The sequence below is a fragment of the Rubricella aquisinus genome (assembly GCF_014199445.1).
Classification (GTDB): Bacteria; Pseudomonadota; Alphaproteobacteria; order Rhodobacterales; family Rhodobacteraceae; genus Rubricella; species Rubricella aquisinus.
Window position 1 is genome coordinate 90,847 of record NZ_JACIJS010000007.1, and the last position, 24,109, is coordinate 114,955.

The 24,109-nt window shown below is 61.9% G+C and carries 28 protein-coding genes and 2 tRNA genes; 15 read left to right on the forward strand and 15 right to left on the reverse strand.

Annotation, left to right across the window (positions count from 1 at the left end; translation table 11 throughout):
* Position 1 precedes the first annotated feature (1 nt).
* On the reverse strand, positions 2–826 hold the full coding sequence (fabI, locus tag FHS89_RS12165; protein WP_246413832.1) for an enoyl-ACP reductase FabI: 825 nt from the start codon (positions 824–826) through the stop codon (positions 2–4).
* Between the two features lie 336 nt (positions 827–1,162).
* Between fabI and pdxH the strand changes: the two genes are divergently transcribed.
* Positions 1,163–1,780: a pyridoxamine 5'-phosphate oxidase gene (pdxH, locus tag FHS89_RS12170; RefSeq protein WP_184012023.1), complete on the forward strand. Its 618-nt coding sequence runs from the start codon at positions 1,163–1,165 to the stop codon at positions 1,778–1,780.
* A gap of 45 nt (positions 1,781–1,825) precedes the next feature.
* Positions 1,826–2,560 (forward strand): SDR family NAD(P)-dependent oxidoreductase, encoded by a 735-nt coding sequence (locus FHS89_RS12175; RefSeq protein WP_184012026.1) that lies wholly within the window; start codon positions 1,826–1,828, stop codon positions 2,558–2,560.
* 5 nt (positions 2,561–2,565) lie between these two features.
* Here the strand turns inward: FHS89_RS12175 and FHS89_RS12180 are convergent, their stop codons facing one another.
* Positions 2,566–3,393, reverse strand: a complete 828-nt coding sequence (locus FHS89_RS12180; RefSeq protein WP_184012028.1) for a hypothetical protein — start codon at positions 3,391–3,393, stop codon at positions 2,566–2,568.
* Between the two features lie 152 nt (positions 3,394–3,545).
* Between FHS89_RS12180 and FHS89_RS12185 the strand changes: the two genes are divergently transcribed.
* The 3 genes from FHS89_RS12185 to FHS89_RS12195 all read left to right on the forward strand — a co-directional run bounded on the left by FHS89_RS12185 (position 3,546) and on the right by FHS89_RS12195 (position 4,629).
* A complete protein-coding gene (locus tag FHS89_RS12185) occupies positions 3,546–4,049 on the forward strand; it encodes a cold-shock protein (RefSeq protein WP_343051475.1) in 504 nt (167 codons plus the stop codon).
* Positions 4,024–4,509, forward strand: a complete 486-nt coding sequence (locus tag FHS89_RS12190; protein WP_184012031.1) for a DUF192 domain-containing protein — start codon at positions 4,024–4,026, stop codon at positions 4,507–4,509. Before FHS89_RS12185 ends, FHS89_RS12190 begins: the two co-directional genes overlap by 26 nt.
* Positions 4,510–4,552: 43 nt before the next feature.
* Positions 4,553–4,629: transfer RNA gene (locus FHS89_RS12195), tRNA-Pro, on the forward strand.
* A 20-nt stretch (positions 4,630–4,649) separates the two neighbouring features.
* Here FHS89_RS12195 and FHS89_RS12200 read toward each other — a convergent pair.
* Positions 4,650–5,174 (reverse strand): GrpB family protein, encoded by a 525-nt coding sequence (locus tag FHS89_RS12200; RefSeq protein WP_221229428.1) that lies wholly within the window; start codon positions 5,172–5,174, stop codon positions 4,650–4,652.
* A 13-nt stretch (positions 5,175–5,187) separates the two neighbouring features.
* Entirely contained in the window at positions 5,188–6,171 is a 984-nt protein-coding gene (locus FHS89_RS12205; protein ID WP_184012035.1) for a GlxA family transcriptional regulator, read from the reverse strand.
* 174 nt (positions 6,172–6,345) lie between these two features.
* Between FHS89_RS12205 and FHS89_RS12210 the strand changes: the two genes are divergently transcribed.
* Both FHS89_RS12210 and serB read left to right on the forward strand, forming a co-directional pair.
* On the forward strand, positions 6,346–7,713 hold the full coding sequence (locus FHS89_RS12210; protein WP_184012037.1) for a class II 3-deoxy-7-phosphoheptulonate synthase: 1,368 nt from the start codon (positions 6,346–6,348) through the stop codon (positions 7,711–7,713).
* 4 nt (positions 7,714–7,717) lie between these two features.
* A complete protein-coding gene (gene serB / locus FHS89_RS12215; RefSeq protein ID WP_184012039.1) occupies positions 7,718–8,578 on the forward strand; it encodes a phosphoserine phosphatase SerB in 861 nt (286 codons plus the stop codon).
* Here the strand turns inward: serB and FHS89_RS12220 are convergent.
* Positions 8,575–9,174, reverse strand: a complete 600-nt coding sequence (locus tag FHS89_RS12220; protein ID WP_184012041.1) for a PAS domain-containing protein — start codon at positions 9,172–9,174, stop codon at positions 8,575–8,577. The two genes, serB and FHS89_RS12220, sit on opposite strands and share 4 nt — an antisense overlap.
* 187 nt (positions 9,175–9,361) lie before the next feature.
* On the opposite strand from FHS89_RS12220, the gene FHS89_RS12225 reads away from it, so the two are divergent.
* Genes FHS89_RS12225 through FHS89_RS12235 form a run of 3 tightly spaced genes read left to right on the forward strand, consistent with a single transcriptional unit; the run spans position 9,362 to position 11,457 of the window.
* The gene (locus tag FHS89_RS12225; protein WP_246413837.1) at positions 9,362–10,255 is read left to right on the forward strand and encodes a YicC/YloC family endoribonuclease; all 894 of its coding nucleotides are present in this window, start codon (positions 9,362–9,364) and stop codon (positions 10,253–10,255) included.
* An 18-nt stretch (positions 10,256–10,273) separates the two neighbouring features.
* Entirely contained in the window at positions 10,274–10,927 is a 654-nt protein-coding gene (gmk, locus tag FHS89_RS12230) for a guanylate kinase (RefSeq protein WP_184012043.1), read from the forward strand.
* Positions 10,924–11,457 (forward strand): gamma carbonic anhydrase family protein, encoded by a 534-nt coding sequence (locus FHS89_RS12235; protein WP_184012045.1) that lies wholly within the window; start codon positions 10,924–10,926, stop codon positions 11,455–11,457. Before gmk ends, FHS89_RS12235 begins: the two co-directional genes overlap by 4 nt.
* On the opposite strand, the gene FHS89_RS12240 is transcribed toward FHS89_RS12235, so the two are convergent.
* A complete protein-coding gene (locus FHS89_RS12240) occupies positions 11,441–12,043 on the reverse strand; it encodes a histidine phosphotransferase family protein (RefSeq protein WP_184012047.1) in 603 nt (200 codons plus the stop codon). The two genes, FHS89_RS12235 and FHS89_RS12240, sit on opposite strands and share 17 nt — an antisense overlap.
* Positions 12,044–12,115: 72 nt before the next feature.
* Between FHS89_RS12240 and FHS89_RS12245 the strand changes: the two genes are divergently transcribed.
* The 3 genes from FHS89_RS12245 (at position 12,116) to FHS89_RS12255 (ending at position 13,983) form a co-directional block, all read left to right on the forward strand.
* A complete protein-coding gene (locus FHS89_RS12245; RefSeq protein WP_184012414.1) occupies positions 12,116–12,271 on the forward strand; it encodes a DUF3553 domain-containing protein in 156 nt (51 codons plus the stop codon).
* Positions 12,272–12,373: 102 nt separating this feature from the next.
* The gene (olsB, locus tag FHS89_RS12250; protein WP_184012049.1) at positions 12,374–13,156 is read left to right on the forward strand and encodes an L-ornithine N(alpha)-acyltransferase; all 783 of its coding nucleotides are present in this window, start codon (positions 12,374–12,376) and stop codon (positions 13,154–13,156) included.
* The gene (locus FHS89_RS12255; RefSeq protein WP_184012051.1) at positions 13,156–13,983 is read left to right on the forward strand and encodes a lysophospholipid acyltransferase family protein; all 828 of its coding nucleotides are present in this window, start codon (positions 13,156–13,158) and stop codon (positions 13,981–13,983) included. Before olsB ends, FHS89_RS12255 begins: the two co-directional genes overlap by 1 nt.
* On the opposite strand, the gene FHS89_RS12260 is transcribed toward FHS89_RS12255, so the two are convergent.
* From FHS89_RS12260 to FHS89_RS12275, 4 genes are all read right to left on the reverse strand, one after another.
* Positions 13,980–14,594, reverse strand: a complete 615-nt coding sequence (locus tag FHS89_RS12260; protein WP_184012053.1) for a thiamine phosphate synthase — start codon at positions 14,592–14,594, stop codon at positions 13,980–13,982. The genes FHS89_RS12255 and FHS89_RS12260 overlap by 4 nt on opposite strands.
* 66 nt (positions 14,595–14,660) lie before the next feature.
* Positions 14,661–15,101, reverse strand: a complete 441-nt coding sequence (locus tag FHS89_RS12265) for a cupin domain-containing protein (protein ID WP_184012054.1) — start codon at positions 15,099–15,101, stop codon at positions 14,661–14,663.
* Positions 15,098–16,432, reverse strand: coding sequence for a class-II fumarase/aspartase family protein (locus FHS89_RS12270; RefSeq protein ID WP_184012056.1), 1,335 nt, complete (start codon positions 16,430–16,432; stop codon positions 15,098–15,100). Before FHS89_RS12270 ends, FHS89_RS12265 begins: the two co-directional genes overlap by 4 nt.
* 61 nt (positions 16,433–16,493) lie before the next feature.
* Positions 16,494–17,279, reverse strand: a complete 786-nt coding sequence (locus tag FHS89_RS12275) for an alpha/beta fold hydrolase (RefSeq protein WP_184012058.1) — start codon at positions 17,277–17,279, stop codon at positions 16,494–16,496.
* A 109-nt stretch (positions 17,280–17,388) separates the two neighbouring features.
* Between FHS89_RS12275 and FHS89_RS12280 the strand changes: the two genes are divergently transcribed.
* Both FHS89_RS12280 and FHS89_RS12285 read left to right on the forward strand, forming a co-directional pair.
* Positions 17,389–18,210: an IclR family transcriptional regulator gene (locus FHS89_RS12280; protein ID WP_184012060.1), complete on the forward strand. Its 822-nt coding sequence runs from the start codon at positions 17,389–17,391 to the stop codon at positions 18,208–18,210.
* A 91-nt stretch (positions 18,211–18,301) separates the two neighbouring features.
* Positions 18,302–18,376 (forward strand) — tRNA-Asn (locus FHS89_RS12285).
* A 216-nt stretch (positions 18,377–18,592) separates the two neighbouring features.
* Here FHS89_RS12285 and FHS89_RS12290 read toward each other — a convergent pair.
* From FHS89_RS12290 to FHS89_RS12310, 5 genes are all read right to left on the reverse strand, one after another.
* Positions 18,593–19,249 carry a hypothetical protein gene (locus FHS89_RS12290; protein ID WP_184012062.1) on the reverse strand — a complete coding sequence of 219 codons (657 nt, stop codon included), beginning with the start codon at positions 19,247–19,249 and terminating at the stop codon, positions 18,593–18,595.
* Between the two features lie 10 nt (positions 19,250–19,259).
* A complete protein-coding gene (locus FHS89_RS12295) occupies positions 19,260–19,742 on the reverse strand; it encodes a hypothetical protein (RefSeq protein ID WP_184012064.1) in 483 nt (160 codons plus the stop codon).
* A 261-nt stretch (positions 19,743–20,003) separates the two neighbouring features.
* Positions 20,004–20,543, reverse strand: coding sequence for a PAS domain-containing protein (locus tag FHS89_RS12300; protein ID WP_184012066.1), 540 nt, complete (start codon positions 20,541–20,543; stop codon positions 20,004–20,006).
* Between the two features lie 71 nt (positions 20,544–20,614).
* Positions 20,615–21,877 carry a dynamin family protein gene (locus FHS89_RS12305; RefSeq protein WP_184012068.1) on the reverse strand — a complete coding sequence of 421 codons (1,263 nt, stop codon included), beginning with the start codon at positions 21,875–21,877 and terminating at the stop codon, positions 20,615–20,617.
* Positions 21,874–23,844 carry a dynamin family protein gene (locus tag FHS89_RS12310; RefSeq protein ID WP_184012070.1) on the reverse strand — a complete coding sequence of 657 codons (1,971 nt, stop codon included), beginning with the start codon at positions 23,842–23,844 and terminating at the stop codon, positions 21,874–21,876. Before FHS89_RS12310 ends, FHS89_RS12305 begins: the two co-directional genes overlap by 4 nt.
* Between the last annotated feature and the right edge of the window lie 265 nt (positions 23,845–24,109).

Consider the following 24,109-nt stretch of genomic DNA (forward strand, 5'->3'; position numbering starts at 1 on the left):
CTTATTTCCTCCCCGTCACAACGTCGATATCCGGCGCGTCCTCTGCCTTCATGCCGACAACATGATAGCCCGCATCGACATGCAGGTTTTCGCCTGTCACGCCGCTCGACAGATCGGACAGGAGGAACAGGCCCGACCGGCCCACATCGTCCTGCGTCACGTTGCGGCGCAGCGGGGAGTTCAACTCGTTCCATTTCATGATGTAGCGGAAATCCCCGATGCCGGAGGCGGCGAGGGTTTTCATCGGGCCTGCACTCAGCGCGTTCACACGCACGCCATTCGGGCCGCAATCCATCGCGAGGTATTTGACGGATGCCTCAAGTGCGGCCTTCACCGCGCCCATCACGTTGTAATGGGGCATCACCTTCTCCGCGCCATAATAGGTCAGCGTCACGCAAGAGCCGCCATCGGTCATCAGCGGCTCTGCCCGGCGCACGGCATCGGTGAAGGAATAGGCAGAGATCACCATGGATTGCGCGAAATTGCCTGCGGTCGTGTTATCGACATAACGGCCGCGCAATTCGTTCTTGTCCGAAAAGCCGACGGCGTGCAGCAGGAAGTCAAGCTTGCCCCATTTCTCCTTGATGGTCTGAAACAGCGCGTCCATGGATGCCTCATCGGTCACGTCGCAGGGCAACACCATGTCCGAGCCGACAGAGGCCGCCAAAGGCTCGACCCGCTTTTTCAGCGCATCCCCCTGATAGGTCATCGCGATGTCCGCGCCTGCATCCGCGCAATGCTTGGCAATCGCCCAGCCGATGGATTTGTCATTGGCAACGCCCATAATCAGGCCGCGTTTTCCTGCCATAAGACCGCTGATATTCATGGGGCATGGTTCCTTTTGTTCGTGCTTGGCACCTTAGGGTAGGGATGTACGGCACATTTGGCGCTGCATCAAGAATGCCTGTCCGAAAAGGGACCGGAATCAAGGCGAAGCCGCCGGTCCAGCGGTCGCCCGCCCCCCGGGCGGCCGCTTTTGCAACGGATCCAATCAGCGGGTCCGCCCGGCGCTGGTTGCGCTATAAATCGCGAAGCGTCTTCGTCCGGGCGGCCTCCCGCAGGCGACCGCTGGACCTATCTTGTACGCGTTTCGTCATCATCCCATCTTGCACAAGCACCGAACAACACTACCCTGCGCGGCGAAGCAATACTGGGGGACGACATGGCTGATCAGGCGAAACGAGACGGCATTTTCGCGGGCGACGATCCGTTTGCATTGGCGCAAGCTTGGCTTGCGGAGGCGACCAAGACCGAACCGAACGACCCCAACGCCATCGCGCTTGCGACGGTGGACGCGACCGGGTTGCCCAATGTGCGGATGGTCTTGCTCAAGGAAATTGAGGCAAACGCCTTTGTTTTCTATACCAATTACACCTCCCAAAAGGGGCAGGAGATCGAGGGCGCGGGGAAGGCCGCCTTTGTGATGCACTGGAAATCGCTGCATCGTCAGATCCGCGTGCGCGGGCCGGTGATGCGGGAGGACGGGCCGCAGGCGGATGCTTATTACGCCTCTCGCGGCCTGCAATCGCGGTTGGGCGCATGGGCGTCGCAGCAGTCGCAGCCTCTGGCGTCCCGCGCGCATCTTTTGGCGGAAGTGGCCAAGATCACCGCGACCAAGGGGCCAAATCCGAAACGTCCGCCATTTTGGGGCGGCTACCGGATCAAACCCTTGGAGATTGAGTTCTGGGCCGATGGTCCGGCGCGGCTCCATGATCGGTTTCGCTGGACACGCCCGACAGTTAATGACACCGAGTGGAGCATTACCCGCTTGAATCCGTAATCCCGATTGATATGGTCGGGTAAACCAAACCCAAAAGGTGACCCCATGCCCGACCGCAAGACATTGCTGCTGACCGGTGCCAGCCGTGGCATTGGCCACGCGACCGTCAAACGGTTCTCCTCTGCGGGGTGGCGGGTCATCACCTGTTCGCGCCACGCCTTTCCCGAGGATTGCCCATGGGAAGCGGGGGAGGAGGATCATATTCAGGTGGACCTCTCCGATCCTGAAAGCACGATCCATGCCGTCGATGAGATCAAGCGGCGGCTCAAGGGGGGGCGGCTTGAGGCGCTGGTGAACAATGCTGGCATCTCCCCCAAAGGGCCGGAGGGCCAGCGGCTCAACACATTTGACACCGATCTGCGCACATGGGGGCATGTGTTCAACGTGAACCTGTTTGGCCCGGTGGTGCTGGCGCGCGGATTGCTTGAGGAATTGCAAAAGGCACATGGCGCGATTGTCAACGTCACCTCGATTGCGGGCGCGCGCGTTCATCCGTTTGCCGGGGCGGCTTATGCGACGTCAAAAGCGGCCCTTGCCGCGTTGACCCGCGAAATGGCGCATGATTTCGGGCCGTTCGGCGTGCGCGTGAACGCCATCGCCCCGGGAGAGATCGAAACGGCGATCCTGTCTCCCGGTACGGATAAACTGGCCGAAACTTTGCCGCTGCGCCGCCTTGGCACGCCCGAAGAAGTCGCCCGAACGATTTATTATCTGTGCACACCGGAAAGCAGCTATATCACTGGTGTGGAGATCGAGATCAATGGCGGGCAGCACGTCTGACCCGATCAGGGGCCAAGGCTGATGCGGATTTGCCCGTCCTCGGTATTGAGGGTGATGACCTCGATATAGCGCCCCCGCGACAGGCCGGAGCGATCGGTTGTCCCGCTTGCCTCGGATCCGTCGGGGAAGGTCGCGGTGACGCCCGCGCCGTCCTGATATTCCAATAACATTTCCGGCCCCTGTGGTCCGGTCAGGACAAAGCCAAGGGTTCCATCCTCCGCCACCGTTTCGCGCGCGAGATAGCGCAAGGGATCAAGCCGCCCATTGCGGAACAGGCGGGCAGGGTAGTCGCGGACATAATCGAATGCCTCCAGCGACGTGCGCAGCAAATCGCCCTGCGCCAGCACCTCGCAGCCGCAATCGGCCTCGCTGTCCCGTTGCGCCAGCTTTTCGTGACAGATTGTGAGTGCCGCTTCGACCGCATCCTGAAGTGCCGCACCCGGCCCCTTGATCTGTAGCTGAACGCTGACGGGGCAGCTTTCGGCGGGCGTTGCGCGCACCAGCGCCTTTGCCCCGTCAGCGAGCAGATAGGATTGCCCCTCGGGCGACTCGAACAGGAACGGCACCTGCCGGATCGACACGCGGTCGGTGTCGCGCCGCGTGGCAAGGTCCATCAGGGAGGGTCGCGTCGCCGCCTGCGCCACATCCGCGATCATATCCGGATCATCCGAGACCAACGCCCCGCGCGCATCCGCGATATAGAGCCGATAGGCCGGATCAAACAGCGCGGCGGGGTCTGCCGGGCGCTCCAGCGGGCGGCGATCATTTTGAACCGGCGCACAGGCCACGACAACAAAACAACAACTACACAACAGGAACTGGGATATTTTCATCGGCAGATACTCGCCTAATTCCAATGCTTTTTCTTTTTCACGGTTCTGCCGTTCAAAATGACGCTAGGTCAGCCTGAGCCTCTCTTGTTCATTCTGAAAGCATACCTTTATTTAGTCCATTCTGAGGAGTAGCGCATCGGGGGTTTGTGCGAGTGTTGAGCGGTCGGGTAAAGTGGTACGACCCACAGCGGGGATTTGGGTTTATCCTGTCAGATACGGGTGAAGGCGACATTATGGTGCATGCCAATGTTGTCAAGGCGCAGGGGTTGCCGCCGCTTGTGACGGGTCAGCAAATCGAAGTTGTGGTCGAACGGACGGATCGGGGCCTTTTGGCCACCGAAATCCTGTCGGCAGAGGTCATCGAGCAGGAAGAAGAGGATCACCTCGTTCCCGCGTTGACCGAGGAGCAACGCGCGGCCCTGTTGCCCGCGCGCGTCAAATGGTTTGACCGGGTCAAGGGCTTTGGCTTCATCAATGTGTTCGGGGAGCCGCAGGATGTGTTTCTGCATATGGAAACCTTGCGCGAAAATGGCCATGATGAGGTGCAGCAGGGTGATGCGCTTGCCGTGCTGATCGGAGATGGGCCGAAAGGGCCAATCGTGACATTGGCACGGGCATGGGATGACGCACATGGGCAGGACGATATCGACAATTAAGGGCGCGGGGCTTGCGGCTCTTTTAAGCGTACTGGCCGCACCCGCCGCCGCGACCTGCCAGATGGAGCGGGTCGATGTGCGATCCGGTGCCACTGTCGTGGCCTTCGATATCGAGATCGCGGATGAGCCGGACGAGCGGTCTCAGGGTCTGATGTTCCGCACTGAAATGGGCGCGTTTGAAGGGATGCTCTTTATCTATGAGCGGCCCCAGCCGGTTTCGTTTTGGATGCGCAACACGCTGATCCCGCTTGATATGCTGTTTGTCGATCAGCATGGCGTGGTGCAGCGCATCCATGAAAACGCCATTCCGCTCGATGAGACGAGCATTCCCGGTGGCGATGACATTCTTGCCGTTCTGGAAATCAACGGTGGCATGAGCACAATGCTGGGGTTGGAGGAGGGGGCCGTGATGCGCCATCCCGCCTTTGCCGCCAATGATCCGGCCTGGCCCTGCGATTAGGGTCTTTCCATCTTGAACAGAGCGCGCTACACCGCGCGACAGTCGGGGCGTAGCGCAGCCTGGTAGCGCGGCGGTTTTGGGAACCGTAGGTCGTAGGTTCGAATCCTATCGCCCCGACCATCTTCCTTCAAAGATCAGGATCAGCGTCGTTGGGCGTTGTACCATGCCAGCGCCTGAGGCTCGATCCGTGCGACAAAAGGGTCTTTGGCATCCATGTAGTCGTCCCATGACGCGCCACCGGCTTCGGTAATCCGGCGTTTCAGGTCGGAATAGGCGCGGGCGATATCCGCATGGGCGCGCAGGTAATCGCGAAACGCCAGATGGCGCGCGACATGGGGAGAGCGTGCTTCGAACATATGCAGGTGATGGCTGCGCCGCCCCACCGCATCGGATTTGCGGAAATAACGCCGCCCGTCGATCCCGTAGCTGCCCATGACCTCATATCCCAGCCGCGTCATCGTCTCCGCCCGCGCATCAAGCTGCGCGAGCGAGGGAACCTCGCCCAAAAGGTCGATGATCGGTTTGGCATGGATACCCGCAATCGCAGTGCTGCCAATATGGTGCAGGACAAGCGGAAGCGGGGCAAGCGCGCGGATCAGTGATGCGGCCTCAATGGCGAACGCGTCCGCCCAACTTGGATCATGGGGCAGAACCCGGACCGGCATGGCGCGCCGCGTCCTAGCTGCCGCCTTGTGCATTGGCCCGTGTGCCCCGCTCGCGGTAAGGGGTCGTCTCGAAATGCGCGCGGTAGCATTTGGAGAAATGCGAGGGCGACGTGAACCCACAGGCCAGTGCGACGTTGATCACCGACATATCGGTTTGCAACAGCAGGTTTCGCGCCTTTTGCAGGCGCAATTCCATGTAATACCGCTTGGGCGACCGGTTGAGATAGCGGCGGAACAGCCGTTCTAGCTGTCGTGTGGACATGCCCACGTCACTGGCGAGCGCGGAGGGGGAGACAGGCTCTTCAATGTTGTGCTCCATCGCCTGAATGACGGCAGCCAGTTTCGGGTGGCGCACGCCGATCCGTGTGGGGATCGACAGGCGCTGGCTGTAACTTTCGGTCCGCACGGTCGTGTAGATCATCTGATCGGCGACCTTCCCCGCGATCTCTGGCCCGTGCTGATCGGAAATGAGCTTGAGCATCAAATCGGCAGAGGCGGAGCCGCCCGCAGACGACATGCGGTTGCCATCAATCACATAGATCGCTTGGGTCAGCTCAACCTCGGGGAAATCCTCCTCGAAACTGTCGCGATTGTCCCAATGGATCGTGCATTTCTTCCCATCCAGCAGCCCCGCGCGCGCAAGGATGTAGGTTGCGTTGCACAGCGCGCCGATGGTGATGCCCTTGCGCCCTTCCCGCCGCAGCCATGTCAGCAGCGGCTTGGTGGTGGCGTCCTGCACATCAATACCCGAGCAGACCATGAGGATTTCGTCACGATTAATATCGTCAAACCCCATATCCACCTGCGTCACTGTCCCGTTGGAGCAGGCGATGGAGTCGCCGCCCTCACAGGCCAGCCGCCATTTATAGACCTCCCGACCAAGGGTGAAATTGGTCAGCCGCAGCGGCTCGATCGCGCAGGCATAGGACAGAAGCGAGTAATTCTTCGTGAGTGCAAACACAAAAGTTTGCACTTCATTCTGTCGTGGCGGTGGCATGCTGACTACGTCCTCCGATAGCGTCGGACGTCGACTTGAAACCCGGAAAAACGCGCGGTCAAGTCGGGAAACGACATCTGGTCGTAAATTTGCACTTTCCCATGCTGGCAATCGCCCGGCGCACCGTGCTAGGGCTTTGCCTGACAATCACTATCAAGAGATGAGGATAGCCCCATGTCCACGCAATGGACCAAATCCGACTGGCGCGCAAAAGAGCGGATCCAGATGCCGGTTTATGAAGATGCGGCAAAGCTGAACGCGGCGGAGGCTCGGCTGGCCTCTTATCCTCCTCTGGTTTTTGCGGGCGAGGCACGCGCGCTTCAGGCCAAGCTGGCGGATGTGGCGGCGGGCCGCGCGTTTCTGCTTCAGGGCGGCGATTGTGCCGAGAGTTTTGGTGAATTCTCCGCCGATACGATCCGCGACACCTATAAGGTTTTGTTGCAGATGGCGGTCGTGCTGACCTATGGCGCGAAAATGCCCGTGGTGAAGGTCGGCCGAATGGCCGGTCAATTCGCGAAACCGCGCTCGTCCGGCACAGAGAAGGTCGGCGGTGTGGAGCTTCCCTCCTATCGTGGCGACATCATCAACGGCTTCGATTTCACGCCCGAAGCCCGAATCCCCGACCCGGACCGGATGTTGCAGGCCTATACCCAAGCGGCGGCATCCCTGAACCTGCTGCGCGCGTTCAGCCAAGGCGGCTTTGCCGATATTCACCGGGTGCATTCCTGGACGCTCGGGTTCGCGGACAAGAAGGGCGCCGAAGCCTATCAGGCGCTGGCCACGCGCATTTCCGATTCCCTGTCCTTCATGGAGGCCGCCGGGCTCGACAGCAGCAAGGTCGATAGCCTTGGCCGTGTGGATTTCTACACCAGCCATGAGGCGCTTTTGCTGGAATATGAAGAGGCGCTGACCCGGCTCGACAGCACATCCGGCAAATGGGTCGCGGGCTCTGGCCATATGATCTGGATCGGCGACCGCACGCGCCAGCCCGATGGCGCGCATGTGGAATATTGCCGGGGCGTGATCAACCCGATTGGCCTGAAATGCGGCCCTTCGTTGCAGCCGGATGAGTTGATCGAACTCATCGACCGGCTCAATCCGAACAATGAAGCGGGCCGGTTGACCCTGATCGCCCGCTTTGGCGCAGGCAAGGTGGGCGACCATCTGCCGGGCCTGATCAAGGCGGTGGAGCGTGAAGGCAAAAAGGTGGTGTGGTCCTGCGATCCGATGCATGGCAACACGATCAAATCGGAGACGGGTTTCAAAACCCGGCCTTTCGAGTCGGTGCTGCGCGAGGTGCAGGAATTCTTCGCCATTCATCAGGCCGAAGGCACCCATGCAGGTGGCGTGCATTTCGAGATGACGGGCAAGGACGTGACCGAATGCACCGGCGGCGTGCGCGCCGTGACGGATGAGGATCTGTCGAGCCGCTATCACACGGCCTGCGATCCGCGTCTCAACGCGTCTCAGGCGCTGGAACTGGCGTTCCTCGTGGCCGAAGAGCTGGAAAAAACCCACGAAGCCGCGCGCGCGGCAGGGTGATCCGATGACCCATGTTGCCGTTATCACGGCGGCGGCGGGCGTGTCTGACACGCTTGCCGCCGATATTGCCACGCAACTGAGCGATGCCGGTGCGGTGATCCTGAGCGAGCGGCGCTTGGGCGCGGCGGGCTATGAGATCGCGTTTGACGGCGCGACCCCCGCCCTCACGGCGGCTGAGGCCGATGTGAACATCCTGCCTGCCGCAAACCGTGAAAAGCGGATGCTGATCGCGGATATGGACAGCACCATGATCCCCGTCGAATGCATCGACGAATTGGCCGATTTCGCGGGGCTGAAGGCCGAAGTGTCCGACATTACCGAACGCGCAATGCGCGGTGAGCTGGATTTCGAGGCGGCCCTGCGCGAACGCGTGGGCCTGCTCAAAGGTTTGCCGCGCGCGGCCCTTGAGCAATGCTATGCCGAGCGGATCAGCCTCAACCCGGGTGCCGAACTTTTGGTGCGGACGATGAACGCACGCGGGGCCGTCACGGCGCTGGTCAGCGGCGGGTTCACCTTCTTCACCTCCCGCGTGGCGGAGCGGGTCGGGTTTGCGATCAATCGCGCCAACACGCTGTTGTTTGATGGCGACGTGCTGTCGGGTGCTGTGGGCGATCCGATCCTCGGGCGGGAAGCCAAGTTGGAAAGCCTCAACGCGCTGTCCGCAGAGGGCGGTTTTGGTCAGGCCGATGTGATCGCTGTCGGCGACGGGGCCAATGATCTGGCGATGGTCGAGGTGGCCGGGATCGGCGTGGCCTATCACGCCAAACCCGCGCTGAAAGCCGCCGCGACCGCCACGCTGGACCATTCGGACCTTACGGCGCTCTTGTTCCTGCAAGGGATCGCGGAAGCGGATTTCGTCGCTTAATCCTGTGACACCACAAGCCGTAGCTGCGGCCGCCCACGCGGCGGGCGCGGCGTGAAGGGGGCTTGCGCCTCGGCAAAGGCGGGTTGAGCGACCAGCTTGGGCTTTTCATGGCGCAGCGCGATCACATTGACCGAAAGGATGGTGAGCTTGGTCTGCGGGTCGAGCACGTCTTTTCCGTCAATCGCCACGGTGCCCATGATGCGGCTGACGCCGGCCTCCTGCGTTGCCAAGGGGCGCAGGGTCACGATGCCGCGCCGGGTCATGCCGCCGGGGGTCACGACCATGACACGCATATCGGCCATCGCGGGCTCCGCCAGAACGCGGGTGAAGGTCGCCTCCGCGCGTGGCTGATCCTCTGAACGAAAAAGGGCGCGGCCTGGCATGCCGCGCACCTCTGCGCCCATCAACTCGTTGAGCCGGACACCGCCGACGCGGATGCGTGCAGGTCCGTCCAGATCGTGCTCAAGCAAAATGAGATGTTCGAGCGCGGGAACGAAACGGCGGGGGTCCAACTCTTCGCGCATGGGAACCAGCCGCCCGCCACGCAGCCTGTTCCAGTATTCGTGAATGATGACGCCGGGGGATGTGTCGGTCATGTCCTTGCCTGTCACTATCGGTCAGGTTGTTCCTGACGCGCGTTGCCAGTGACGCGGGGGGTTGGTAGGCTTGCGTCACTTTCTGCCAAAAACCTACTAAATTTTTAGAAACATTGCCCGTATTTCCTTTCCAAATGGTTAACGCGCCTGTGCGCCGGTCCTGTCCCCTACACGCAAAAGGTGAGCTATGTCTTTGAAATCCATGACCGGTTTTGCCCAAGTGCCGGGCCAATCCGGGCCGTATTCTTGGGTCTGGGAGGCGCGTTCGGTCAACGGTCGGGGGCTGGAAGTACGACTGCGCCTGCCGGATGCTGCCGATGGTCTGGAGGCTCCGCTGCGCGCGGCGGCAAAGGCCGCGCTGGCGCGGGGCAACGTCACCATTGGCCTGCGCCTGAGCCGCGCGCAGGAGGAGCCGGGGCAAGCAGCTCTGTCCGAGGCGGCCCTCTCCGCGACCATGGCGCGGCTCTTGCAGGTGGAGGCCGCAGCGCAGCACGCGGGCGTCGATCTGCGCGCCGGGACGGCAGCCGAAATCCTCGCGCTTCCGATGCTTGCCAATGCCACGCCCGATGCGCCCGATCACGATTGGCTTGACGCGGCGAAGGCCGGGATCGGCCCGCTTTTTGAGGCAATGACCGCCGCGCGGCAGGCCGAGGGCGCGGCGCTTGCCGTGGTTCTGAGCGCGGCTCTGGATGAGCTTGAAACGCTCGTCGCCACCGCCGCCACTCAGGCCGCCGCGCGCGCGAATGCCACACGGCAGAGCCTGCGCGCGAAGGTTAATGCGCTTTTGGGGGAGGCAGACAGCCTTGATCCCGGCCGGCTGGAGCAGGAAATGGCGCTCCTCCTCGTCAAATCCGACGTGGCCGAAGAGATCGACCGCCTGCGCGCCCATATCACTGCCGCCCGCGCGCTGTTGATCGAGGATGCCCCGGTGGGGCGCAAATTCGACTTCCTGATGCAGGAATTCAATCGGGAGGCCAACACGCTCTGTTCCAAGTCAGGCGATGTGGATTTGACGCAAACAGGGCTTGCCATGAAGGTCGTGATCGACAGGATGCGCGAGCAAAGCCAGAATATCGAATAAGCGGGGAGCCTTTCGCCCATGCAGACCCAACCGCCGCGCCGTGGCCTTCTGATCATCCTGTCGAGCCCCTCCGGTGCGGGCAAATCGACCCTATCAAAGCGGCTGATGGCGCGCGATGAGACGGTGCAATTCTCCATCTCCGCCACCACACGCGCGCCCCGCCCCGGTGAGCAGGATGGGCGGGAATACTATTTCAAGACGCGCGAGGATTTTCAGGAGCTTGTGCGCACCAATGGGATGCTGGAACATGCGGAAGTGTTCGGCAATCTCTACGGCTCCCCCCGCGCGCCGGTGGAGGAGGCGATCAATGCCGGGCGCGATGTGCTGTTTGATGTGGATTGGCAGGGCGGGCAGCAGATCCGCAACTCCGCGCTGCGTGATGCGGTCGTGTCGGTGTTCATCCTGCCCCCGTCCATCGCAGAGCTGGATCGGCGGCTGCGCGCGCGGGCGCAAGACAGCGAAGAGGTCATCGCCAAGCGGATGGCCGAAAGCCGCTCTGAGATAAGCCATTGGGATGCCTATGATTATGTGCTGGTAAACCGTGATATCGACGCCTGCGCCGCTGAACTTGATGCGATCCTGACGGCGGAAAGGCTGCGGCGGGACCGTCAACCGGGCCTAAGCGATTTCGTGCAGGGCCTGAACCGCGAATTTGAGGGGAGGCTGGAATGAGCACGCTCTATGAAATTGATGGCAAGGCGCCAACGCTGTCACAAGATGACAGCCATTGGATCGCCCCGAACGCCACGCTGATCGGGGATGTGCGCCTCGGTCGGGAGACAAGCATCTGGTTTGGTGCGGTGCTGCGCGCGGATAATGAGCCGATCGTGATTGGCGACGGCACCAATATTCAGGAAAACGCGGTGCTGCATAATGATCCGGGCTATCCGCTGACCATCGGGGCGGGCTGCACCATTGGCCACCGGGCGATGCTGCATGGCTGCATCATCGGGGAGAATAGCCTGATCGGCATGGGGGCGACCGTGCTCAACGGCGCGCAAATCGGGCGCAATTGCCTGATCGGCGCCAATGCACTGATCACCGAAGGAAAGGTGATCCCCGATGGCTCACTCGTGATGGGCGCGCCGGGCAAGGTGGTCCGCACCCTTGATGACGCAGGGATTGACATGCTGCGCCAGTCCGCGCGCGCCTATATGCAGCGCAGCGCCAACTATCGGCGCGATCTCAAGGCGCTGGATTGATCAGCACGCGCACTTCGCTGTCGGACGCGCGCCAGTCGATCTCCAATTGGCCGGACATCTTGGCCAGAAAGTGAAATTCCAGCTCTCGCGCCTCTTCGGGCGGCAAATGTGCGTTGCTCAGGAGGGCGCGTTGCCGCTCCGTCAGGGAAACCTTGTCGCCGGTGCCCAGCACCTCGATCCGGTGGCCCGCGCGGATCGTGAGCACACCGCCGCGCGGCAATGCGCGATCAATGCAAAGTGCGGCAAGGCACAGCGCACGGCTCGCAAGGCCAGACAGGTCTTCGGGCAGGGGGGTGATATCGGCTTGCAGCCGCGGTTTGGTAAAGGCTGTGATCAAGGTGGCTTGCAAACCCTGATGGGCCATGCCGCCCCCGTCCATCGGCTGGCCAAACGCCCGACGAAAGAGGCCGATCCGGGCTTGCGCCATGTCAGCACTGTCCGCGATCAGGTCCAGATCCTCACCCCCCGCTGCCGGGCCGAGGGCGCGCAGCAACTCAACCCCATTGCCGATGGCGCCAACCGGGCTTATCAGGTCATGACACAGCCGCGACGTGATCAATTCGGTCAGGCAGGGCGGGGTTTCCATCGACGGGGACCGTTCTTGGGATGTTTTGGACAGGGCGAGTGATAGCACGTGAATGACTTTCTAGAACCGGGAATGTTGGTGCGCCATCCAGAGCGGGCCGAATGGGGGATCGGGCAGGTCCAATCCGTCATCGGCAATCGCATCACGGTGAATTTCCAGAACGAGGGAAAGGTCGTCATAGATGGCGCGCATGTGATCCTCTCTCGCGTGTATGATCACGAACTCTAGGAAGAAGTGGTTACTCAAGTGTTAACGGCAGCGCGATTGCGTTTCTATGTCACGCGGATTAGGGTCCGCCCGCGTCTGCCGCGCCGGGATTTTGGATAGAGTATGACTGTTGCCAAGACTGCTTTAACCGTGCGGATCGCCCGCTCCGAGGAGGAAATCCGCGCAGCCCAGCGGCTGCGCTACATCGTTTTTGTTGAGGAAATGGGCGCACATGCCTCGGATGCGGATCGTGCCGATCGGCTGGAACGGGACAGGTTTGATCCCTATTTCGATCACCTCATTCTGGTCGATCAGGCGCGCGGCGCGGGCGACATCATGGATCAGGTCGTCGGTGTCTACCGCGTGATGCGCGGTGCGGTCGCGCGGGACGGGATCGGGTTCTACGGTGCTGATGAATATGACCTCTCCCCCTTGCAAAGCCGCACGCGCGAGGTTCTGGAGCTTGGCCGATCCTGCGTGCATCGCGATTACCGCAGCGGCATGGCGATGCATCTTTTGTGGAGCGGTCTGGGCCAATATGTCATCGACCACGATATCGAAGTGCTGTTCGGTGTCGCGAGCTTTCATGGTGCCGATGCGGCCCCGCTTGCCCAGCCATTGTCCTATCTTCATCACATGCATCTCGCGCCCGCTGATCTGAGGGTGCGCGCGGTGGCGGAGCATTTCACGCCGATGGACATCCTCCCGCTGGAAGAGGTGGACCGCCGCGAAGCACTGATGGCGATCCCGCCGCTGATCAAGGCGTATCTCAGGCTTGGCGGCTATGTGGGGGAGGGCGCGTTCATCGACCATGCGTTCAATACCGTGGATGTCTGCCTTCTGATGGATACGGGCAAAATGCAGTCGAAATATCGCGACATGTATACACGGGCGTCGCGCCGCTGATGCAGATGTGGGAAGGCGGACCGGAGCCATCCTATCCGGCAATCACTCCTTTTCAGGCGCTGCGCGGCATTCTGCGGCTTCTTGTGATCGTCGTGATCACTGTCGTGGGGCTGGCGCTTTTCGCGCTCTTGAAAGGGGCAGAGCGGATGGGGCTGCCCTTTGGCCCGCGCTATCAGTTGACGCGGGCCTGGGCGCGGGCGGTATTGTGGCTTTTGGGTGTGCGGATCGAACAGCGCGGCACACCCGTGCCGGAGGGCGGGGCGGTCGTTGCGAACCATTCCACATGGATGGATATTCTGGCCCTGCGCGTCGGCCCATTCCTGACCTTCATGGCGAAGGAGGAGGTCGCGGGCTGGCCCGGCATCGGCCTGATCGCCAAGCTTAACGACACGATGTTCATCGCCCGCCGCGCGGCAGAGGCCAATCGCCAGCAGATCGAAATGCGCGAGCGGATCGACGCGGGCGCGCATCTGTGCTTCTTCCCCGAAGGGACAAGCACCGACAGCCGCCATATCGTGCCGTTCAAGCCGGCGCTGTTCCAAGTCTATCTCTCTGACGATCTGCGCGACACGATGCAGATACAACCCGTCTCCCTTGCCTGGATCCCGCCTGCCGGACAGCCGGGTATCTTCTATGGCTGGTGGGGCGATATGGGGATGGGGGACAGCATTTGGCACATCGCCTGTCGGTCCTCCCGTGGGCGTGTGATCGTCAATTGGCGACCGGCCCTCCGCCCGAGCAATTTCGCCAATCGCAAACAGCTCGCCGCCGCTGCCGAACAATCGGTGCGGCAAGGGCTGTCAGAAGTCGGGATTGAGGCGGGTTAGGGCAGCAGCGCCTTGAGCGCCTTGACCGGATCGTCCTGCCCCCAGATTTCCCGGCCAATCGCCAGAAACTCCACATCCCCCGAAAGGGCCGCAGCCATTGCGGGCGTGATATGCCCTTCGGCCACCAGTGGCACTTCGATCATCTGGGCCCACCATGCGAAAAGCTCCGGCTCCGCCACCTCGCCATCGCCCAAAAGCCCGCCATCGGTCACGGGGCCAAAGCTGACGTAATCCGCACCAATCTCCCCGGCGGTCATCCCGTCATGGCGGGAGGCCGCGCAATAGCACCCCACGATCGCGTCCGGCCCGATCGCCTTGCGCGCATCGCGCAGGCGGCGCGCGCCATCGCTCAGATGCACACCGTCAAGCCCATGCGGCCCGACCATGCGCCAGTGATCCGTGACCACCACGGCCACATCGCGGGCATGGGCCAGATCGCGCAGATGGTCGGCGGCGCGGCGGGCCTCCGCCTCATCCTCATCGGGCAGGTTCAGCCGCAGGCAGGCCACCGGATGCGCATCCATCACGCGCGCCAGAAGCGGGGCAAAACTGTCCAGTTCAAACCGCTCTGGTGTCAAAAGGTAGAGTTGGGGGCCATCGGGCGTGGTCATCGCGCCGCACTCCTGTGCATTGGTGTTTGAGGTGTCTTATGCGCTTGTCGGCAAAGGCTCAATCCCTCACCCGTCCGCCGCGCGCGGCGTCGGGTGCCAATCGGGTGGCGCGAGTTCAAACCCGTCAAACTCAAAACCGGGGGAGACGGTGCATCCCACCAGCGTCCACGCGCCAAGGCTGGCTGCCGATTGCCACACACCAGGTGGCACGATCCGCTGGGGCATCTGCCCCTGATCCAGTGCAGGACCAAGAAGATGCGCCTCCGCGTCATGGCCATTGGCGCTGAGCGAAAGGACAAGCGGCCCCCCCGCATACCAATGCCAGATTTCGGTCGCGTCAACCTTGTGCCAATGAGAGGACTGTTCGGCCTCCAACAGAAAATAGATCGCGGTGCCACTCGCACGGGTGCCAGGGTTTGCGTCCGCGCGCCATGTCTCCCGATACCAGCCGCCTTCGGGATGGGGGGCAAGGTCGAGTTGGGCGATGATCTCTTTGGCGGTTTTCATGGGCTGTCTCCGGGCAAAGGGGGCAGGGCGCGGGCGCGGCGGGGCGCATCTCCGGCCTGAGCATGTGGGTCGAACAGGGTATCCCAATCAAGATCACCGTCCACCATCTGCTCCAACACCACGCGAAGGGTCTGTCCGCTGTCGCGCACGGTCGCACAAGCGGCCGATACCAGCGACGCGGCCTCCGCCATGGGCATTTTCTGGGCCAGCGCGCATTTCGCAGCCTCGGCAAAGACCAGTCCCTGCGTTGCGTCCAGCGTCCGGGCCATCGCCGCGCGATTGACCTCCAACCCGGTGAGCAGAGCCTCCGCATGGCGCAACGCCGCCCCCGTTTGCACGACCATCCGGGGCAGGCCCAGCCATTCCTGCGCCCATGCCGCGCCGTCCCGCTCCTCCCCGTGAAGCTGCGCGTGATGGAGGCTGCCGATGGCATCTGCATTGGCACGCGCAAGGGCGATCAGCATCTCCGCCGCAACCGGATTGGCCTTGTGCGGCATGGCGGAGGAGCCGCCACCGCCGGTTATCCGAACCTCCCCGATCTCATTGCGAGTCAGGATCAACACGTCCTGTCCGATCCGGCCAAGCGCCCCTGTGACGCTCGCCAGCCAATGCCCGATATCCGCAATCCGGTCGCGGCTGGTATGCCATGGCTGATCGGGCAGGGTGAGGCGCAGCGCGTCTGCCATGTGCTGCGCGATCTGATGGGCCTTCGGCCCAAATGCAGCGCGCGTTCCGCTGGCCCCGGAAAGGGAAAGGCACATTGCCCCCTGCCGCAGCGGCGCAAGCTGTGCGTGATGGCGATAGAGCGGATCGGCCCAGCCCGCCACACGCGCGCCAAACGTGGTCACGGTCGCGATTTGGCCGCGTGTGCGGGCGGCCATCACCGTATCCGCCTCCGCCAGGGCAAGGGCGCGCAGACGGGTCAATATCGCACTCAATCGCGTCTCAAGGATCGTCAGCGCCTGCCGCAACCGCAACATCAACCCGGTGTCGATCATATCCTGCGATGTGGCACCAAAATGCAGAAACCCGGCCAAGGTCGGATCGCCAATTTCATGGCGGAACGCCTTGAGAATGGCAGGTATCGGCACACCTGCCATGGCGGTTTCAGCCGCGAGGGACGCGGGATCGACCGTGCCCTCCCGCGCGGCGCGCTCGATGGCGCCAGCGGCGTCTTGCGGGATGATGCCATGGGCGGCCTGCGCCTTGGCCAATGCGGCCTCCACCAGCAGGATCGCGCGCACCTCCGCTGCATCGGTAAAGAGCGCGGCGAGGTCCGCATCGCCGAAAAGGTCACGATAGAGCGGGCTGTCGGCAGGGTGAAAGGCCAAGGTCGGCTCCTTTTGTTCCAATGCGTGCAGCGTATCCGAGCGGACAGGCCCCGAAAAGGGATCAGATCAGGCGCGGCGGGGCAGGCGCGGCAACGGGCGGCAGATTGTCCATGAACCCTGCGATTGCGCGCGCCACATCTCCCGGTGCCTCGGCTGACGGGAAATGGCCCGTGCGGCGGATGATCTGACGCTCCGCCCCCGCGATCAGGGCAGCGACCTCGCCCGAAAGGTCAGGCGGCACAATCGGGTCAGCCAACCCCGACAGCACGAGCGCCGGACAGGTCAGCCGCGCGGTACTCTCCAGAAGGTCGGTATGTGCCAATGCCTGACACGCGGCGGCATAGGCCCCAGCGGACATATCTGTGAGCGGGGCCAAGACCCGGTCGCGCGTGTCCTCCGGCGTGCGGGGATGAAAGGCGGCGGTGAGCCTGTCACGTTCTGCCTCAAGACCGTCTTGCGCCACGCTGCGGGCCCGGGCCTCCCAACGGGTTTCGGTCTCTAGCTTGACCGCACTGCTTTCCAGAACCAGACCGCGCACCAGATCGGGCCGTTCTGCCGCGATGCCTTGCGCGATCATGCCGCCCACGCCGTGCCCAATGACCACCGCAGGGCGGTCAAGGCTCCCGATTGCGTCAGCAACAAACGTGCCAAGCCCCACTGGCGCCCCATAGCCGCTGCGCCCATGCCCGCGCAGATCCGCCAGAATGATCGACAGCCCGCTGGGCACGGCCGCCGCCACATCGCCCCAATAGCGATGGTCAAGCCCCAAACCATGCAAAAACAGAACCAATGGCCCATCAGCGGGGCCGATGCGCATGTCTTTCAAGGCGACGCCATCGCGGGCCATTCTTTCGCTTGATTGCACTGTAATTGCCTTCTGACGTCGCAAAAGTGTCGCATGCACTGGTCAGCGCACTGCGTGGGGCTAGATATGTTGCACACATGTGGGAGCAGACATGAAAATTCAACCGAGGACTGAGGCAGAGCAGGATCGCACCGGGCAGGTACGGTCTGTCGTGCGCTCACTGACCGTATTGCGCGCGATTGCCGCGACCGATAACGGCCTGACGCTGACCGAAGTGGCCGAGCGTGCGGGCTTGCCCGCCTCGACCACGCACCGGCTGCTGACAACGCTTGAGAGCGAACGCTTCGTCCGGTTTGACGCTGGATCGGGCGTTTGGCAGATCGGGGTGAATGCATTTGTCGTCGGCTCCGCCTTTACCCGGACGCGCAACCTCTTGGCACTCGCGAAGCCCTATCTGCGCCGCCTTATGGACCTGACGGGGGAGACCGCGAATATCTTTGTCGAGAATGGCGGGCAGGTCGTTTGCCTTGATCAGGTGGAAAGCCGGTTCACCATGCGCGCGATCACTCAGGTGGGAGGACGGCTGCCGATGCATTGCTCCGGCTCCGGCAAGGCGCTGTTGTCCCAAATGCCGCCCGAACGGCAGGCGCGGATTATGTCCGATATACCTTTGGAGCAGATCACGCCCCACACCGTCGTTGATCAGGGCAAGCTGATTGCCCAACTGACCAAGGCGCGCACCGATGGCGTTGCAATTGACGATCAGGAACATGCCGAAGGGCTGCGCTGTGTTGCGTCCTGCGTGTTTGGCGAGTTGGGCCAGCCGATTGCGGCGATTTCCGTCTCTGGCCCCACATCGCGGATCACCGACGCGCGGATTGTCGAGATCGCGGCGAATGTGCAGAAAATCGCGGCGGAGATCACCGCCGAGTTTGGTGGCACGACAGAGCCTGCATTGCGCAGCATCGGCTGAGGGCGGGGAATTTGCCTTGCGTGCATTTTCCCGCTTGCAGCCCCAAATCGCGTTTGTTAGAGACGCGTCAGCATCTGAGACGGTGCACGGTTCCGGCGTAGCTCAGTGGTAGAGCACTCGACTGTTAATCGATCGGTCGTAGGTTCGAATCCTACCGCCGGAGCCAAAATTTCCCCCTCAAGAGTATTAGCCATTTGTGCTGCGCGTCTCCCCCTTTGCGGACAAGGCGCTTCTGTTTGGCGTGGAAGAACAACGGTGGGACGGGGCAGGGAGGCACCTCCTTAACCCATTACGTCGTGGAGGCGGAGACCAAGGAGCTGTCGCGGTACGCCAATCAGCGCCTTTGAACATGCACTACCAGTCTAAGCCAATGTCCAACCGCCTAGATCTGAAGCCCCAAGAAGATTACGGCAATAGGAACTGGGGACACTGCGATTGCGACCGTTAGAAACGTCCAAATCGGTGAGAATATGCCGCTTAGCCCAGCGAGCAGCATGATACCGCCGCCCCCGCCGATGATCGAATTGCCCGGCGTGTTGATCGCCAGGGCCACTGCCACATAGCGGTGGCGCAGGGCCACGCGCACCACGCGCCCCGATTGCCCGTCCAGCAGCATGGCCAATCGCGCGTCACCGGACAATGGCGCTGCTTGCGCGACGAGCGCTGCGGCGCGGCGCATACGCAACAGGGAAAGCAACCGCTCCAGCGCATCAATCGGCAGGAAACGCCCGACGGTGAAGGCCAGCATCATGGACGCAACGGTGCAGATATAGATCAGCGGGGCGATTGCGGCGCCAAAGGCCGCGAGCAGTGCAATCCCAATCTCAGCCCCCGGAACGAAAGGCAGCGCCAAAAGCCCGATATAGGCCACGGCGCCCAGCATGATGGCCTTGTGCACCTGCTGTTCGTTATCGGGCCGAATTTGCAGATTGAGCGAGTCGCGGATTTCATGCGCGCCCCATGTGGCCAATCCGATAATGAGAATCAGCAGGCTGATCCGAAGCAGGATGGTGCCTAGTGACGCGCCAGAAGCTTTCACCCGTCAGCACTCAGCCTGACGCGTCTTGGGCCATGTCGGGCATGGCTTTTCCGGTGGCGGTCAGGACGATTTGATTGGTCCAGTACCAGCGCCGCGTGGTCCACGTCCCGTCAACGGTGATGTCATCCCCGTTCACCTGCCCATAGAACACCACAGTGTGCGGCGCATCAGGACAGATGGTCGTGACCGTAAAGTGGATCACGCCGTCAACCTCTTTCGTTTTGTAGTCCGACCAACCGAAATCACAGTAATTCTGACAATCGACAGACTGGAACGTGTCATCGCGAAACACCAAAAGGTCTTCAAGAACCGCACCGCTCGCGGTGTCAACGCCAAGCACATCAAAGGAGCGGCCATCCAGCGCGCCGGTGGCTTCCCATTGGCCTTCGGGCACTTGCAGGTCAGGGATGTCCTCGTTCATCACGGACATGGTCGCAGCACCCGTGCCGACCGTGGCCAGCGCAATAGCTGCGATCTGAAGAATTTGGGCCATGATGCTCTCCGTCTGATGCCCAAAGGCATTTCACGTCCGTGTTCTTCGCAGATACTACTGCCATACGGCCTAGCAACCTACATAAAATGCGTGACGGACAAGATTTTGAATGACGTATGCGTAAAGAGCAGGCAATTTCGCTCGCCTTTTCCCGCATGGGCAGATGGTGACAGCGGGATTAAAGGCCGTCGGGAGACGTTTGGCCAGATTGCCATTGGTCATGGTCAGTCTTGGGCGCAGTTTTTTAGCGACCCGAACGCTTTAGGGTAGGGCGGCAATTCTTGCTTTGATCAGGGCCCGTGCCTCAAGCCCCAAAAGGTGACCGCAGCGGATCAGGGCGTCGCGGCTTTCGGAATGGGCGGCGTTCATCTGATCGAGGCTTTCATGCAGCCGTTCGGCATGGCTGCGCAGGGCGACGGCGCGTTCCACCTGCGGGATCTCGAATTGGGAGCCGACAAAGAAACTCGGGTCTCCATCCCCGCCGAGGATCGGAAAGATGAACAGATAGTTGTCGAACGGCTCGCCCGATTTGCGAAAATTGCGCAGGATGACTTGCGCGTCATGGCCATGCGCCATCTGATCGCGCAGATGCGCGCGCATTTTCGGCTGCTCTGTGTCGCCCTGCAAAAAACGGCAATTGCGCCCTTCCACCTCAGACGCGGAATAGCCCGTCAGGCGAGAAAAGCTATCATTAACCGCGATGATCGGATTGTCCGGCAGGCGCGGGCAACTCACGCTGAGCGCGACCTGAGAATTGTGCATGAAATCGAGCACAGGAGCCGGGATTTTGGGCGTGTCCATAAAAGAACCTGTCAGTCTGGATAAGGCCAGCGCGCCGGAACGCATCGTCGCGTCCCGACGCCGCCTGATCCTTAGATGGAGAGCGTCTGCTCGACCTTTTTCACCTGAAGGCGCGCCATGCCGAGATTGGCGGCCTTTTTGTCGAGCGCGACATAGAGGAACACAGTCGGAGACTGCGCCAAGGGGCGGATCAGGTGATATTGCGTGCCAAGGGTGATGAGGATGTCCTCGATATGGTCATCAATGGCCAGCGCATTCATTGCAGCGAGCTTTGCCTTGACCACTTCGGTGTTCGCGGCACTAGCCACTTCAAGGTCAATCAGGCCGTTGCCGCCTTCGGAGGCGAGCATCAGGCCGGTTTCACTGTCAACGAGGCAGCCGCCGATGAATGCGGTAACGTCCTTGAGGCCGGAGATATCTGTAGACATGTTTTCTTCCGTTTCTGTGTCAGCGGAATGCTGGTTTTCGTCTGTGAGCCCATTTGGTTCCGGGCTGTCTTGTGCCGGATCTGGGATGGATATGGCGTCGGGCGCCGGACTGTCGGGGGAGACAACGGGGGCAGGATCGCGCACCTGATACCGCGCAAGCTGCGCGTCGCGCGCAGCATCCATGGCTGCGACGGAGGTCTCGATCTCTTCAATCAGGGCGGCACCGCCGCTCTCTTGCCAAGTTTGCGCGGCGGCGGCGGGATCCTCCATTTCAAGCGCTTTCGCAGCATCGGGGGAGGAGATCGGCAGGATCGTGCGGAACAGCTTTCCCGCCTCTTCTTTCACTCGGGTCAGCACGCGTTTTCGATCCTTCTTGGAGAGGCGGTCAACGCCGGTGACGACAAGGATGCTCTGCGCGCGCAGCCGTTCAGGCAGGCGCTCCCATGTGGCAACCTCGGATTGGCGCCACGCCTGTACGGCGGTGGTGCACCAGATGACGAAATCGGTATGTCCCGCGATGATGCCCAGCGGGCTTTGCCGCATCATCGGGTCCGAAATGCCGGGTGTGTCGATCAGATCGAACCGATCAAGCGCCTCGTCATCCACCTCGATGCGGGCAATGGCGCAACTGTCCATCGTCATCGGCACATTGGGATCGAGCGGCTGCACCCGGCGGCTGCGGTCATAGCCGAACAAAACAGCATCCTCGGACGGGCCGCGCCGCAGCCAGATTGCGGGAACATGGGTCGCGGTGACTTGGGTGGTGGCCACTTCGCGGGCCATAATGAGGTTGAGAAGCGTCGATTTCCCGACGCTGAATTCCCCCATCAATGCCACGCGCGTGCGGCGCGTTGCGGCCCGCGCGAGGCGGTCATACTGGGCTTGGGTCACGGGGCGGGGTGTCATGCGGCGATGGTCCGATCCGGGTCAAGCTCGGACAGGGTCGCGGCAAGGTCCGCCTCCGCGCGGCGCAGGATCGCGATCCGCTCCTCCGCGCTGACAGCGGTTTGCGTGCCGGTCTGCTCCGCAAGCGTCAGGAGCCGCTCGCTCTGATCGCTCAGAAACTCTCGCAGCGTGTCGCGCAATTCGGTCGCGAGGCGCAGGATGTAGTCCTCCCGCAGGGATTGGGTCATGGGCAACACTTCGCGGTTGATCATTTTGCGCAACTCGCTGACCTCGCCCTCCACCCCGGTAAACCGACTGAAAAGCGCCTTCCAACCCTTGAATTCCATATCGAGCGTGATCGTCTGGCTCAGCATCACAGGCGCAGGGATATCCGGCCCGTTGGGCGGCGTGATGCGGGCCTCCGCGATGTCCTGTCCCAGAAGTTCTGCCTGAATTTCGCTCAGCCGCTGTGCGGTGGTCTCCAGCACCTCTTCGAGCGCCTGTAGGGTGCCGGAGGTAAAGGCGGCGACCTGTAGCGCCAGATCCCGGCGCAATTCATGCACATCCGCCCGCCATTCCGCCCGCTCGTCGCCCGTGCGCGCCTGCCGGAGCCTGTCACATTCCCGCTCTGAATAGGCAGTGACGGTTTCCTGCACGCGGCGCAGAACGCGCGGGACGGCGGCGTTGATTTCGGTTTCCAGCCGGTCGCTGGCCTGCTTGATCAACGGGTCAAGCTGATCGGCCAGCCGGTCACCGCTGCCGACAGCGCCATTCATCGCACGGGTCTGCGCCTCAAGCAGGGTCCGGCGGCGCTGCGCGTGGTTGAGGAGGCTGCGACAGGCCGTGTCGAGCATCCGCGCCCCGCCACCGTCGAGCATCACGGTTCCAATCGCCTCTTGCAGCGTGGGCAGGCCCGACACCTCCCAGACCGCATCGCGGTCCCCGGCTGTGACGCCCAGTGCGCCCAGCGTGGCAAGCGAATGATCGGGCAGTTCTATGCCCTCAGGATCAAGCGCGTGCTGCGCCCAAAGCGCGCTGCCAAAGAGGATCGTGGCCGTCGGAGGCAGGTGTTGCTGGTCAAGCGCGATGAGCATCCGCTCCTTGATCTCCGCCATTTGGGCTTCGGGGTTGGGCAACTCATCAATCCGGTTCACAAACAGGATGATCCGCTCCTGTTTGAGGGAGGCGAGTATTCGCATCAGCCCTAGATCGGTCGTGGACAATGCCTGATGCGCGCTCAGCACCACGAGATACACATCCGCATCCGACAGCGCGCGCAACGTGATCTGCTCACGCACCAAGAACGGGTCATTCACCCCCGGCGTGTCGCGCAAGGTGAGCGGCACCTGATACTGCGGGGCGTCGAGATAAAGATCGGCAGAGCGGGTGATATCGGCATAGCGTCCGGGGGCAACAGCGTCATCGTCGCCCATGCAGATATACCGCTCCAGCAACGCATGGTCGAAATCGTCAAACGCGTGGCGTTGACCCAAAAGCAACTCGAAATTCCGGCCAAGCCGCTTTTTCGAGCGGTCATACATCCGCTCAACCTGTGCACGGAGTTTTTCCAACTCGTCCTCACGGCCCGCGCGCTGGGCCATCTCTCCCAAACGTCCGCCATCTTCGACGATGCGCCGCCATTCGTCCCGGTCAAAGAATTGAAAGATCGCCCGGTTCCCGTCATCACTACGCTGATTGAAATTGAGCGACGTCACGACAGAGGTCCATGGGTTCACGTCGATGGGCAGCAGACCGGGTTGACCCGACAGTGCCGTGGTGAGCGCGGTCTTTCCCGCTTTCACCTGTCCGATGACCGTCAGAACGGCCGCCTCCTTGCCGTCCTGTTGGGGGCGCGCGCCATCGGCGGCCTCCCCGATGATCCGCGCCTGTTCGGTGATGATATGATGCAACCGGGCAAACCGCCGGAAGGCGGGCTGCTGGCGCGCGAAGGCGCGGCTCTCATCCTCTAATGTCGCAATTCCCGCCACGGAAACCTGTCACTCGATGGGGTGGGTGTGGTGCGCCGCGTTCCTCCCCCAAGAACCAAGCGGCACATTTTCATCAGAGTTCCGATGTCACAAAGCGCAGTGTCCCTAAAACGCTAAATTCCAATTCGAAACTGTTAATTAGGTATTTTGTTTGCTTATTTTTTCAAACATTCAACTGGGCAAATCTGTAGATTTGTCGTAACCGATTGATTTTAAATTGATAAAAATTTCTCACTGGAAGGGCGTGCAAATGCCCAAAGTTGAA